The organism is Streptomyces sp. NBC_00287, assembly GCF_036173105.1.
Taxonomy (GTDB): Bacteria; Actinomycetota; Actinomycetes; order Streptomycetales; family Streptomycetaceae; genus Streptomyces.
Genome location: NZ_CP108053.1, coordinates 6,618,551 through 6,631,797, shown reverse-complemented (window position 1 = coordinate 6,631,797; position 13,247 = coordinate 6,618,551). Strand labels below are relative to the sequence as shown.

The window sequence follows — 13,247 nt, the reverse complement described above, 5'->3', positions numbered from 1 at the left end:
GTGAGCCCGATTAGCCAGGCGGCACAGAACCTGAACTGGTTGATCACCAACTTCGTGGACAACACCCCTGGGGTGTCTCACACGGTGGTGGTCTCCGCCGACGGACTCCTTCTGGCGATGTCCGAAGGCTTTCCGCGCGACCGCGCCGACCAGCTCGCTGCGGTCGCCTCCGGTCTGACCTCGCTGACCGCCGGTGCCTCGCGCATCTTCGAGGGCGGCAGTGTGAACCAGACGGTTGTGGAGATGGAGAGGGGATTCCTCTTCATCATGTCCATCTCCGACGGTTCGTCGCTCGCGGTTCTTGCCCACCCGGAGGCGGACATCGGCCTCATTGGGTACGAGATGGCCCTTCTGGTGGACCGTGCCGGTACGGTCCTGACGCCGGATCTGCGTGCGGAGCTCCAAGGGAGCCTTCTCAACTAACAGACAGACGGTGCGTTTTGGCGTCCCGTGGCCGTAAGGTTTCGGGACGCGGCTCCACATTGATGGGTGCCAGGCACAGTCGGAGGAGGAGAGAAAGTGGCAACACCCCCAGACGGTTCATCATCGGGCAACTGGTCGTACGGCCCTGCCCAGGGCCAGAACGACGGTTCCCAGAACCGGTACAACTTCCCCTCCACGCCGAGCCAGCGGCGTCAGCAGCCGTACGGGCAGCCGCAGGGGCCGCAGGGTCCCGGCCCGTCCCCGTACGACCAGCCGCAGGCACCGCGCATCCAGCCCGTGCAGCCGCAGCGACGCACCCCTGAGCCGGCGCCCGCCGGGGCGTCGAACAACCCCCTGGTGCGCCCGTACGCCATGACCGGCGGCCGGACGCGCCCGCGCTACCAGCTCGCCATCGAGGCACTGGTGCACACCACCGCGCAGCCGCACCAGATGCAGGGCCAGTTGCCCGAGCATCAGCGGATCTGCAACCTCTGCCGCGAGATCAAGTCGGTGGCGGAAGTCTCCGCCCTCCTGACGATCCCTCTCGGCGTGGCCAGGATCCTCGTCGCCGACTTGGCGGAGGCGGGCCTGGTCGCCATCCATCAGCCCGGCGGCGACGAGAACGCCGGCGGCCAGCCAGACGTGACACTGCTCGAAAGGGTGCTCAGTGGACTTCGCAAGCTCTAGCGGCGGTCCTTCCCGCTCCACCACCTCGGCGAAGATCGTGGTGGCGGGTGGCTTCGGCGTGGGCAAGACCACGTTCGTCGGGGCCGTTTCGGAGATCAACCCGCTGCGCACAGAGGCCGTCATGACGTCTGCTTCGGCAGGCATCGACGACCTCACCCACACCGGAGACAAGACGACCACGACGGTCGCCATGGACTTCGGCCGTATCACCCTGGACCAGGACCTGATCCTGTACCTCTTCGGTACGCCCGGCCAGGACCGCTTCTGGTTCATGTGGGACGACCTGGTGCGCGGCGCCATCGGCGCGGTCGTGCTCGTCGACACCCGCAGGCTCGCCGACTGCTTCCCGGCGGTCGACTACTTCGAGAACAGCGGACTTCCGTTCGTGATCGCCCTCAACGGCTTCGACGGCAGTCAGCCGTACAACCCGGACGAGGTGCGCGAGGCCCTGCAGATCGGCCCCGACACCCCGATCATCACGACGGACGCCCGCCACCGCGCGGACGCCAAGTCGACACTGATCACGCTGGTCGAGCACGCGCTGATGGCGCGCCTGCGGTAGTCGGCACGATGTGCTTGCGGCCCTCGTTTCTCCTGTGGGAGAGATGGGGGCCGTTGCTTTTTGGCGAGGGGGGCGGGGATGAGCACTCGCCTGGAGCCGTTCCTGGAGCACGAGTTCAGAGGGCCGGCCTCGCCGGAGACGGTGATCGACGCGGTCTGTGACACGTTGCGGGGCCTGAACGAGGCTGAAAGCAGCCTGTACGAGCGGCTGTTCGTACGTCAGCCTGCGCGCGACCGGCGACGACACGGCGTGGCGGCGTGCGGCCCGCTCGCTCCCTCGCCTGCGGGCGGACATGAGTGACTGGGAGGAAGTGGCCGGGTAGGGCTCCGGAATGCGCGTGGAGGCGGCCCTGCGCGGTTCCTCGCGGGTGCTGCTGCGGGGCGAGGCGGGCTCCGGCAAGACGACGCTGCTGCGCTGGCAGGGGCTGGGTCAACCTCCACCACGTCGACGTCTCCGCGTGGCCCTCGTCCCCGGACTTCGTGGCACCCAAGGTCCGCCAACTCACCCTCGACAACTGCCGGATGCCAAACGACCCCGGCGCCCTGGACTTCCCAGGGACCGAGGTCGTCTTCGACTGAACCGCTCAGTGCCAGCTGTGCGGTGCCCGGAAACCGGGCTCGCGCTCCAGGCGGCGCCAGCCGGCTTTCGCTCGGCCGCGGTGGGCCGGTTCCGGCGTCGGCCGGGCGGCTGCTCGGGCCAGCAGGATGGCCGTGATGGCGGCTACTTCCTCGGGCCCGGCATGGCCCTTCTCGACGCGAATGTCAGGGAGGTTCATGGGTGTCAGTCTCCGTGAGAGAGGTTTCCGCAGCGGTACCTGTGGGTTACTGCGGGGGGTTGCCGTGCTTGCGGGACGGCAGGTCGGCATGCTTCGACTGGAGCATCGCCAGCGAGCGGATCAGCACCTCGCGGGTCTCCGCGGGGTCGATCACGTCGTCCACCAGACCCCGCTCGGCCGCGTAATACGGGTGCATCAGCTCGGACTTGTACTCCTTGACCATGCGGGCCCGCATGGCCTCGGGGTCCTCGGCCTCCGCGATCTGGCGCCGGAAGATGACGTTGGCGGCACCTTCGGCGCCCATCACGGCGATCTCGTTCGTCGGCCACGCATACGTGAGGTCCGCACCGATGGACTGGCTGTCCATGACGATGTAGGCACCTCCATAGGCCTTGCGCAGGATCAGCGAGATCCGCGGCACGGTCGCGTTGCAGTAGGCGTACAGCAGCTTCGCGCCGTGGCGGATGATTCCGCCGTGCTCCTGGTCGACGCCCGGAAGGAAGCCCGGGACATCGAGGAAAGTGACGATCGGGATGTTAAAAGCGTCACACATCTGGACAAAGCGCGCAGCTTTTTCCGAGGCCTCGATGTCCAGCACCCCGGCGAGGGACTGCGGCTGGTTGGCGACGATGCCGACGACCTGTCCGTCCAGACGGGCCAGCGCGCAGATGATGTTCCGCGCCCAGCGCTCGTGGACCTCCAGGTACTCGCCGTCGTCGACGATCTCCTCGATGACCTTGGCCATGTCGTACGGCCGGTTGCCGTCCGCCGGAACCAGGTCCAGCAGGACGTCACCGCGGCGGTCGGCCGCGTCCGTGGACTCCACCCGCGGCGGGTTCTCACGGTTGTTCTGCGGCAGCAGCGACAGCAGGTAGCGCACCTCGGCGATGCACGTCTCCTCGTCGTCGTACGCGAAGTGGCAGACGCCGGAGGTCTCGGCGTGCACATCCGCGCCGCCCAGGCCGTTCTGGGTGATCTCCTCGCCCGTCACCGCCTTGACCACGTCCGGGCCGGTGATGAACATCTGCGAGGTCTCGCGGACCATGAACACGAAGTCCGTGAGGGCGGGCGAGTAGGCCGCGCCGCCGGCGCACGGGCCGAGCATGACGCTGATCTGCGGGATGACGCCCGACGCCTTCGTATTGCGCTGGAAGATGCCGCCGTACCCCGCGAGGGCGCTGACGCCCTCCTGGATCCGGGCGCCCGCACCGTCGTTGAGCGACACCAGCGGCGCGCCCGCCGCGATGGCCATGTCCATGATCTTGTGGATCTTCGTGGCGTGGGCCTCGCCCAACGCGCCGCCGAAGATGCGGAAGTCATGGGCGTAGACAAAGACCGTGCGGCCCTCCACCGTGCCCCAGCCGGTGATGACACCGTCCGTGAACGGCTTCTTGGCCTCCAGGCCGAACCCCTGGGCCCGGTGCCGACGCAGCTGCTCGACCTCCTGGAAGGAGCCCGGGTCGAGCAGCAGCTCGATCCGCTCCCGGGCGGTCAGCTTGCCCTTGGCGTGCTGCGCCTCGGTCGCCTTCTCGCTGGGACCGGCCAGCGCCTGGGCACGGATCTCGTGCAGCTCGGCGACCCGGCCGCGCGCGTCCGTGGGCTCACCCGTCGTCTCTTCCAAAACGGTCATGTAGCGACCTTACGAAGAACGCCTTGGAAAGCGGGCCGTCGACTCCGTACAGTCTCCGACCCGTTTTCCTGGTACCCCTGAACAGAACCACGACGGCATGCAGCCGTTCCTCCTGCTCAGAGGGCGTCCCGCTTGTAGGGGTCAGACAAAGACGGCTGCTGAGAGCCGCCTCACATTCATGGTTCGCACATGCCACCCCCGGAGTGACAAGGGCGCGCAGTCGGCGGCTCGCCCTCGCCCATCGAGAGGGTAGCGGCACAGAAACGACGACGGACAGCGACTACTTAAACACTCTGTGGATGTTGTTGAAATCCGAACGGAATAGGTCTACGGTCATCCGTGTTGGGTAGTTCAATGTTCAACATCGTCCCCAAGGAGAACGTCATGAGCATCTTCGGCCGCAAGAACACCGTCGAGGCCCCCGCCGCCGTCACCCCCGAGCTCGCCGCCCTGACCGGCGACTACACCATCGACACGGCCCACACCACGCTCGGCTTCGTCGCCCGTCATGCCATGGTCACGAACGTCAAGGGCAAGTTCCTGGACTTCACCGGCTCGCTGCACCTGGACGGCTCCGACCCCGCGCAGTCCAGCGCTTCCCTCGACGTGAAGATGGACAGCATCGACACCGGTTCCGCGGACCGTGACGGTCACCTCAAGAGCGCGGACTTCTTCAAGACGGAGGAGTTCCCGATCATGACCTTCCGCTCCACCAAGGCGGAGGCCCTGGGCGGCGACGACTACCGCATCACCGGTGACCTGACGATCCTCGGCACCACCAAGCCGATCACCATCGACCTGGAGTTCAACGGTGCCGCGAAGGACCCGTTCGGCAACGAGCGCGTCGGGTTCGAGGGCAAGGCCGAGATCCTGCGCTCCGAGTGGGGCCTGACCTGGAACGCGGCCCTGGAGACGGGCGGCGTCCTGGTCTCCGACAAGATCAAGCTGAACTTCGACATCTCGGCGATCCGCAACGCGTGACGCCGCTGCGTTCGCTCTCCCGCCGCACCCCCTGAGCGCGCCCGCCCTCCAACTCCCCCAGCGGGAGGGCGGGCGCTCGGCTGTCTACGGGGCCTCGAGCCTGGCGACGGCCGCGGCCAGCCTGGCCGCACGACTCTTGGGGGTACGGGCCTGGAGCAGGCCGAGGATCAGCTGATAGCGGTCCGTCCTGCCCAGCTTCTCGAAAGCCTCCCGCGCCCGGGGGTTCCGCTCCAGCGCCGCCGTCAGGTCCTCCGGCACGGTGGCGTTCTTCTGCGACTCGTACGCCGCCTCCCACCGCCCGTCCGCCCGCGCCGCCTCGACCTCCGCGAGCCCGGCGGGCCGCATCCGTCCGGCGGCGCTCAGTTCCGCGACCCGCCGCACATTGACCATCGACCAGAGGCTGCCGGGTCGGCGCGGGGTGATCTTCTGCAGGAAGTACGACTCGTCCAGCGCCTTGCGCTGCCCGGTGATCCAACCGTGGCACAGCGCCACGTCATTGACCTCGACCCAGTCGACGGACGCAATCCCCGACCCCTTCTTGGCGACCTTGACCCAGAGCCCCGGATGCGGGGCGGGATGCGCGGTGAGCCAGGCGTCGAGGGCGTCGACGGAGGCGAAGAAGAGGGGTTCGGCGGTGGTCATGGGGAGACAGTAGGCGCGAAATAGGTCAGTTTCCGTCCTCTGTGCGGCCCCGCGCGCCTGGCCGGATTGGCCCCCTTGCCTCGCGCTCACAGCCTTCTCATAATCCGAGCACAGCGTTGACGTGCTCGCGACAACGTCGCGCACGTCCTCGCACGCCTCCACCAACCCCCCACGGAAGGCATCCCGTTGAAGACTCTCCTCAAGGCGCTCAAGAGATGCGCCGTCGCCGCCACCGCCGCGCTCGCCGTCGTCAGCCTTCAGCCCGTCTCCGCCGCGCAGGCGGCGCCCGCGCCCGTCGTCGGTGGAACCCGTGCCGCGCAGGGTGAGTTCCCGTTCATGGTGCGGCTGTCGATGGGCTGCGGTGGTGCGCTCTACACGCAGCAGATCGTGCTCACCGCCGCGCACTGCGTGGGCCGCACCGGCGCCAACACCAGCATCACCGCCACCGCCGGCGTCGTGGACCTGCAGTCCAGCAGCCGGATCCAGGTCCGCTCCACCTACGTGTACCGCGCCCCCGGCTACAACGGCGACGGCAAGGACTGGGCGCTCATCAAGCTCGCCCAGCCGATCAATCTGCCCACGCTGAAGATCGCCACGACCACGCAGTACAACACCGGCACCTTCACCGTCGCCGGCTGGGGCGCGGCCACCGAGGGCGGTGGCCAGCAGCGGTACATGCTCAAGGCGACCGTGCCGTTCGTCAGCGACGCGACCTGCCGGTCGTACAGCGGGTACAGCGGTCTCATCGCGAACGAGGAGATCTGCGCGGGCTACACCGCCGGTGGCGTCGACACCTGTCAGGGCGACTCCGGTGGCCCGATGTTCCGCCGGGACGCGGCGAACCAGTGGATCCAGGTCGGCATAGTCAGCTGGGGCATCGGCTGCGCCCGCCCCAACGCCCCCGGTGTCTACACCGAGGTCTCCACCTTCGCCTCGGCCATCGCCTCGGCGGCCTCTTCTCTGTAGTACGGCGGCATTACGGCCGTACGACGGGCCCGGCGCCGCTCCTCGCCGGGCCCGTCCCGTCCGTCAGAACCCTCCACCGAAGTCCCCGCCCCCGCCGAAGTCCCCGCCGCCGAAGCCGCCGGAGAAGTCGTCCGAGGCGAAGTCGGCGCCCGAGACATCGCCGCCCTCGTATCCGCCGCCGAAGTCGCCGTAACCGGCTCCGTAGTCGGCGGCGTAGGCGGGGCTGGCCATCATGCTGCCGAGCATCGTGCCGATGAGCAGGCCCGGGAGGATGCCGCCGCCGAAGTAGCCGCCGGCCCAGGGGCCGTAGGCGGGTCCGGCGTCCCAGTACGGGCGGCGGGCGCCGGTATCGGTGGTGACCTCGCGGATCATCGGGTCCTGGCCGTCGGCGAGGCGTGCCTGGTCGGCCGCGCAGACCGGGACCTCGCGGGTGGGGCCACCGGTCGGCGTCCAGGTCACGTCGGCGACCGACGGGCCGTGCCGGGGGTCGAAGAAGCAGGGCGGCCGGCGTTCGGGCAGCGGGCGGCCCTCACGGCGGGCGGCGAGCACCGCCAGCGAGTGGCGGCCGTCCTCCAGGGCTTGGGTGACCGCCTTGACGTCCTCCGGTTTGGTCGCCGCCTCCATCAGCCGCTTGGCCTGTTCGTAGGAGTCCAGGGCGTGTTCGTAGTCCGTGCGCATCGCGTCGTCGGCGCCGCGCTCACCGGGGTGGAAGTCCAGCCGCTCCAGCTCCTCACCGAAGGCCGTGATGTCCTCGTCCACCACCACCCGCAGCTTCTCCAGCGCGGCCCGCTGCTCCTGCTCGTGCATCAGACGCCGACGCCGCACCAGCGCGTACGCGCCCGCGCCGCCCGCGGCCAGCACCACACCGGTGGTGACCAGACCGGCGACCGGTACGCCGTCGTCGGTCGTGGAGCCCCAGGACGACGGCGCCGAGCCACCCACGTTCAGCAGGGCCGAGTCGACGAAGTCGTTCAGCTGGGCCTTGACGTCGTCGGTGCCCTGCACGGCTGTGACCAGGTTGTCCACCGACTGGTTGCTCAGCACGGAGGAGTCGGCCTGGGCGCCGAAGCGGTCACCGCTGCGGACCGCGTACAGGCCGGTGATCCCGGTCTCGGTACGCAGGTTCCGGAACAGGTCTTCCTCGGGTTGGTCGGCCGGAAGGACCGCCACGAAGACGGGCTTGTCGGCGTCTCTGATCTTGTCGGCTAGCGCCTCGGCGTCCGACGACGACAGCTGGTCGGAGGCGGCGGGGTCCACATAGACGGGGTCCTCACGCAGCGCCTCGGCGACCGTCGACAGATCCGCGGCGGCGGACGCGCCGGGCACACCGGCGGTCAGCACCGCCAGCGTGGCGGCGACCGGGACGAGGGCCCAGCGCATAAGGCCCCGGAGCAACGGAGTCCTCATACCTCGACGCTACCTGACGAAACGGGCAAACGTACCGGGCCCGACGGGGGCAATCCCGCCGGACCCGGTACCCAGAACCGCTAGGCCGCCCGGTAGGCAGCCGTCAGCTTCTCCACCGCCGCTCCGTACCGCCCCTGCGTCAGCAGCCGGTCCGCCTCTGCGAAGGGTTTGGCGTACGCCGACGTGATCGCCGCCTTCTGCTGGACGATCAGCCTGGCCTTGGTCACCAGCGCACGGCCCGCCTCGTCGGCCCCGGCCCGCTCGGCCGCCGCGGCTGCGATGCCGAGCGCCCTGAGGGTCGTGGTACCGCCCTCCGGGACCTTGGTCAGGGTGGTTAGGCCCCAGCCGTACGGGAACTGCGGATCGTACGAGGCGTCCCCGACGTTGATCGGCAGCTGTGCCTCGGACTTCGGCCAGGTGACGGGGAGCTGCCCGGTGAAGGGCCGCTTTCCGTACAGCACATCGGCCACGCCGTCGCCCTCGGTGCCCGGCAGCCAGGAGGCGACCAGGGCGTCGATGTCGCCGAGCCGGTCGCCGAGGAGCTGCGGCCGCCCGGAGACGATCAGCACCGCGCACTTCATGGCGGCGCACACCTTGTCGACGGCCGCCTGGTCCGCGGCCGACAGCTCCAGGTCATGGCCGTTGCCGACGTCGCCGACGCCCTCGGCGTAGGGGGTCTCGCCGACGACGACCACACCGACGTCGTGGCCGTCAGTCGGGGCGGAGGCGTCCTTGGAGTACGTCAGATCCGTGGCGTTCTTCCGCATTGCCTCCAGGACCGTCGTGCCCGGGGTGATGTCGCCGGAGGAGCCCTGCCAGGTGATGGTCCAGCCGCCGGTCTGGTTGCCCATGTCATCGGCGTTGGACCCGGCGACGTACACCTTCTGCGACTTCTTCAGCGGCAGCAGGCCCTGCGTGTTCTTGAGCAGCACCTGCGACTCGGCCGCCGCCTGGCGCGCCACGGCCCGGTGCTCGGCGGAACCGATCTCCGAGGCCCCGCTGGTGTCGGCGTACGGCTGCTCGAAGAGCCCGAGCTTGAACTTCTGGGTCAGGATCCGCGACACCGCGTCGTCGACACGCCGCTCACTGATGCGCCCGGCCTCCGTCTCCGCCACGAGGGCGGAGTGGAAGTCCTGGTAGGAGTACGGCGCCATGACCATGTCGACTCCGGCGTTGACCGACGTACGGACGTCGCTCGCGTAGTCGCCCGGGATCTGGTCGATACCGTTCCAGTCGCTGATGACGAAGCCGTCGAAGTCCATCCGCCCCTTGAGGACGCCGTTGATCATGTCGCCACGGGCGTGCATCTTCACCGGGCCCTGTCCGTCGCCGATCAGGTCGAGCGAGGAGTACGACGGCATGACGGTGCCGATGCCCCGGTCGACGGCCTCCTCGTACGGCTCCAGGTGTACGGCCTCCAGTTGCTGCCGGGTGACCTTGGTGACGCCCTGGTCGATGGTGTAGGTGCCGGTGGTGGAGGAGCCGTACTCGGTGCCGCCGTCGCCGACGAAGTGCTTGGCGGTGGCGAGGACCTTGTCGCCGCGGTCCAAGTCCCGTCCGTCCGCGCGGCCTTGGAGACCCTGGATCACCGTCTCCATGGACTCGACCAGGGCCGGGTCCTCGCCGAAGGCCTCGTAGGAACGCCCCCAGCGTTCGTCGCGGGTGACACAGAGGCAAGGGGCGAAGTCCCAGGGGACGCCGGTGGCCCGGACCTCGGCGGCGGTCACCGCGCCTGCCCGCTGGGCGAGTTGGGCGTCCCTGGTGGCCCCGATGCCGATGTTGTGCGGCATGACCGTGGCGCCGACCAGGTTGTTGTGGCCGTGCACGGCGTCCACGCCGTAGATCAGGGGGATCTGGAAGCGGGTGGCCTGCGCCCTGAGCTGGAAGGAGTCGATCATCTTCGCCCAGGCCTCGGCGGTGTTGGGCGTCGGGGTGGAACCGCCGCCGGAAAGCAGCGAGCCGAGGTCGTAGGCGGCGATGTCACCGGGCTTGCCCATCGCGCCGCGCTCGGCCTGGGTCATCTGACCGGCCTTCTCCGCCAGGGACATCCGTCCGAGGAGATCGGCGACGCGCTTGTTCACCGGCAACTTGCTGTTGAGATACGGCAGTCCGTGCGCGTCGACGACGATCTGCGGGGTCTCGGTGGGCGGCTTGGCGCCGGTGACCGTCAGCTTCAGCGGGACCGTCTCGGCGGACTCGGCGGAGCGGTCCTTCAGGGTCGGGACCTGGACCGTGCGGGTGGTGCCGGAAGTAGTGCCTGCGGGGAAGGTGACCGTGCCGGTGACCGGGGTGTAGTCCTTGCCGGAGTCGGCGGTGCCGCCGCTGGTCTCGTACGCGACGGTCACGGGTTCGTCGATGGGGGCGGAACCGGTGGTGACGACGGAGATCTTCACGTCCGCCGTGCCGCCTTCCCGCACCGGGTACACCGCGGCATCGGTGGTGACGGAGGCGCGCAGCGATTGATCCGCCTTGCCGTACAACTCGACGCCGTCCATGGCGAATTGGCCCGGCGCTCCGACCGGGAGGGTGACGGCGTAGCCCCACATCTCGGTGAGGCCGAGGATCTGGTCGATACCGCCGACGGGCTGGTAGTCCGTGCGGTAGACGAAGTCGGTGAAGGGGATCTCGATCTGCTTCCAGCCGCTGAAGTCGTCGGTGAAGGACGTCGTCCACAGCTCGGAGGCCTCGCCGTTGGCGCCGCCGTCCTTCAGCTCGAAGGCGATCTTCTTGCCGTTGTTCTGTCCGTCCCACCAGAAGCGGATGCCTTTGCTCGCCGACCAGTTGTGGGCGGGCTTGTCGAAGGCGAAGTCGTGGGTGAAGCCGCCGTAGCCGCTGATGTCGTAGGTGCCGGCGAGGACCTTCTCGCCCTCGGGGGCGTCCTCTCGGGCGCTGAGCTGGAGAGTGGGCGGATCGTCGTTGTCGCTGCCCCAGGTGAAGATGCCCTCGGCGGGCGGGCCGGCGAAGGGGACTTCCCCTTCGAAGCGGTCGACGGGGACGGGTGCGGGTTCCTCCGCCGCGCGGGCCGACGACAGCGGCACCAGTGCGGCGAGCAGAGCGGTGGAGACGAGCAGGGCGGTTCTTGGCATGGACCTTCCCTCGACTCTCATGGTTCACTCAGGACTTAGATCACGCCGTGAGTTAACTAACGGCCCGCAGACCCGTCAAGACGTCACGTCAGACATTTCGGGAAGGTGAGGCACCATGAGGAGATCCCCCCACGTACTCCGGCTGCTCCTGGCCGGGCTGCTCTCCACGGCCGGTTTCACCGCGGCCACGACCCCGGCGCAGGCGGCCGGTGAACAGGTCACCGCGTATCTGACCACGACCGACGATTCCGGCGGACGCCATGTCGTGCGCGGGCTCCAGGCGCAGGCGCCGTTCAACTTCCAGGCCGGCAGCGGTGGTTCGGGCGAGAACATCACCGTCGACGAGAACACCCGGTACCAGACCTTCACCGGCGGCGGCGCGTCCTTCACGGACACCGCGGCCTGGCTGATGGACGGCAGCGGGGCGCTGTCCCAGGCGACCCGGGACGACACCATGCGCAAGCTGTTCTCGCCGACGGAGGGCATCGGGCTGTCGTTCCTGCGCAATCCGATGGGCGGTTCGGACCTCGCGCGGTTCGGCTACACGTACGACGACATGCCGGCGGGGCAGACGGACACCGATCTCTCGGAGTTCTCCATCGCGCATGACCTCCAGGACGTGGTGCCGCTGACCAAGCAGGCGAAGCAGCTGAATCCGGCGCTCACCGTGATGGCCTCGCCGTGGACCGCGCCCGCCTGGATGAAGGACAGCGGGCAGCTCAACGGGGGCTGGCTGAAGGCGGAGCACTACGGGGCCTATGCCTCGTACTTCGTGAAGTATGTGCAGGCCTACCAGGCTCAGGGCATCCCGATCTCGTACGTGACAGCGCAGAACGAGCCGACGTGCTGCGCGGGTTATCCGTCGATGAGCTGGAACGCCGGCGGGCTGGCGTACTTCACGAAGAACGAGCTGCTGCCGAAGCTGCAGAGCGCCGGCCTGTCGACGAAGGTGCTGGCGCACGACTGGAACTGGTCCGACTACGACGCCTACGCGGCGCAGACGGTCGACGACGCGGCGATCCGCAGTCACCCGAACTTCGGCGGCATCGCCTGGCACGGCTACGGCGGTGATGTGGCCAAGCAGACGGCCGTACACAACCAGTATCCGCAGCTGGACGCGTTCGGCACCGAGCACTCGGGCGGCACCTGGATCGCCAACCAGCAGCGCGAGGACATGATGAACATCATCGACTACACCCGGAACTGGGCGAAGTCGGTGACGAAGTGGTCCTTGGCGGTGGATCAGAACAGGGGTCCGCACAACGGCGGTTGCGGCGTCTGCGACGGTCTGATCACGGTCCACAACGGCGATGCGCGGCACGGGCAGGTCGACTACACCGTCGAGTACTACACGATGGGCCACCTGACGAAGTTCGTCCGACCGGGCGCCCATCGCATCGCCTCCACGGCGTCGGCGTCCGTGCCGAACGTGGCCTGGCGCAACCCGGACGGTTCGAAGGCGCTGATCGCCTACAACGACGCGTCAACGGCGAAGACGGTGACGATCAACTGGGGTTCCCAGCACGCGACGTACTCCCTCCCGGGCAAGACGTCGGCGACGTTCACCTGGTCGGGGACACAGACCGAGGGGCCGTCGCAGTCGGGGGCGTTCGTCGGCCTCGCGGGCAAGTGCCTTGATGTGGCGGGGGGTTCGAGTGCGAACGGTACGGCGGTGCAGCTGTACGACTGCAACTCGTCGGCGGCGCAGCGCTGGACTGTGGGGGCGGACGGGTCGGTGCGGGCCCTTGGCAAGTGCCTGGATGTGACCGGGGGTTCTACGGCGGATGGTGCGAAGGTGCAGCTGTACGACTGCAATGGCACGGGGGCGCAGGCCTGGTCGTACAACGCGGCCACGGGTGATGTGGTGAACGCGGCCGCGAACAAATGCCTGGACGTGACGGACAACTCGTCGGCGAACGGGGCGCGGGCACAGATCTGGTCGTGCACGGGCGCCGCCAACCAGAAGTGGCGCCTGACGTAGGGGCTCTTCCTCGCCCCCGCCGCCCCTACCCGTCCCATCCTCCAGGGGCTGCCGCCCCTTCGACCCCGCCCAGGGGGCGCTGCCCCCTGGACCCCCGCTCCTCAAAC

Annotated in this window: 12 protein-coding genes; 7 read left to right on the top strand and 5 right to left on the bottom strand. The window is 68.8% G+C overall.

The genetic code is table 11. From position 1 onward, the window contains the following. The 4 genes from OHT76_RS30380 to OHT76_RS30365 all read left to right on the top strand — a co-directional run bounded on the left by OHT76_RS30380 (position 1) and on the right by OHT76_RS30365 (position 1,972). On the top strand, positions 1–423 hold the full coding sequence (locus tag OHT76_RS30380) for a roadblock/LC7 domain-containing protein (RefSeq protein ID WP_328874049.1): 423 nt from the start codon (positions 1–3) through the stop codon (positions 421–423). A gap of 96 nt (positions 424–519) precedes the next feature. Then, positions 520–1,110, top strand: coding sequence for a DUF742 domain-containing protein (locus OHT76_RS30375; RefSeq protein WP_328874048.1), 591 nt, complete (start codon positions 520–522; stop codon positions 1,108–1,110). Beyond that, positions 1,091–1,672: a GTP-binding protein gene (locus tag OHT76_RS30370; RefSeq protein ID WP_161225504.1), complete on the top strand. Its 582-nt coding sequence runs from the start codon at positions 1,091–1,093 to the stop codon at positions 1,670–1,672. The genes OHT76_RS30375 and OHT76_RS30370 overlap by 20 nt, the downstream gene beginning before the upstream one ends. A 78-nt stretch (positions 1,673–1,750) precedes the next feature. Then, positions 1,751–1,972: a hypothetical protein gene (locus tag OHT76_RS30365; protein ID WP_328874047.1), complete on the top strand. Its 222-nt coding sequence runs from the start codon at positions 1,751–1,753 to the stop codon at positions 1,970–1,972. A gap of 283 nt (positions 1,973–2,255) precedes the next feature. On the opposite strand, the gene OHT76_RS30355 is transcribed toward OHT76_RS30365, so the two are convergent. Together OHT76_RS30355 and OHT76_RS30350 are read right to left on the bottom strand one after the other, a co-directional pair. Further along, positions 2,256–2,447: an acyl-CoA carboxylase subunit epsilon gene (locus OHT76_RS30355; protein ID WP_328874046.1), complete on the bottom strand. Its 192-nt coding sequence runs from the start codon at positions 2,445–2,447 to the stop codon at positions 2,256–2,258. 46 nt (positions 2,448–2,493) lie between these two features. Further along, a complete protein-coding gene (locus OHT76_RS30350) occupies positions 2,494–4,077 on the bottom strand; it encodes an acyl-CoA carboxylase subunit beta (protein ID WP_328874045.1) in 1,584 nt (527 codons plus the stop codon). Between the two features lie 384 nt (positions 4,078–4,461). Here OHT76_RS30350 and OHT76_RS30345 point away from each other — a divergent pair, with 384 nt between their 5' ends. Next, positions 4,462–5,058: a YceI family protein gene (locus OHT76_RS30345; RefSeq protein WP_328874044.1), complete on the top strand. Its 597-nt coding sequence runs from the start codon at positions 4,462–4,464 to the stop codon at positions 5,056–5,058. A gap of 84 nt (positions 5,059–5,142) precedes the next feature. Here OHT76_RS30345 and OHT76_RS30340 read toward each other — a convergent pair whose 3' ends face one another. After that, a complete protein-coding gene (locus OHT76_RS30340; protein ID WP_328874043.1) occupies positions 5,143–5,700 on the bottom strand; it encodes a YdeI/OmpD-associated family protein in 558 nt (185 codons plus the stop codon). Between the two features lie 186 nt (positions 5,701–5,886). Here OHT76_RS30340 and OHT76_RS30335 point away from each other — a divergent pair, with 186 nt between their 5' ends. Next, on the top strand, positions 5,887–6,666 hold the full coding sequence (locus OHT76_RS30335; RefSeq protein WP_328874042.1) for a S1 family peptidase: 780 nt from the start codon (positions 5,887–5,889) through the stop codon (positions 6,664–6,666). Positions 6,667–6,729: 63 nt separating this feature from the next. Here the strand turns inward: OHT76_RS30335 and OHT76_RS30330 are convergent, their stop codons facing one another. Then, positions 6,730–8,073, bottom strand: coding sequence for a hypothetical protein (locus tag OHT76_RS30330; protein ID WP_328874041.1), 1,344 nt, complete (start codon positions 8,071–8,073; stop codon positions 6,730–6,732). A gap of 80 nt (positions 8,074–8,153) precedes the next feature. Further along, entirely contained in the window at positions 8,154–11,159 is a 3,006-nt protein-coding gene (locus tag OHT76_RS30325; RefSeq protein WP_328874040.1) for a glycoside hydrolase family 3 protein, read from the bottom strand. A 115-nt stretch (positions 11,160–11,274) separates the two neighbouring features. On the opposite strand from OHT76_RS30325, the gene OHT76_RS30320 reads away from it, so the two are divergent. Then, positions 11,275–13,140: a lectin gene (locus OHT76_RS30320; RefSeq protein ID WP_328874039.1), complete on the top strand. Its 1,866-nt coding sequence runs from the start codon at positions 11,275–11,277 to the stop codon at positions 13,138–13,140. The last annotated feature ends 107 nt before the right edge of the window (positions 13,141–13,247 follow it).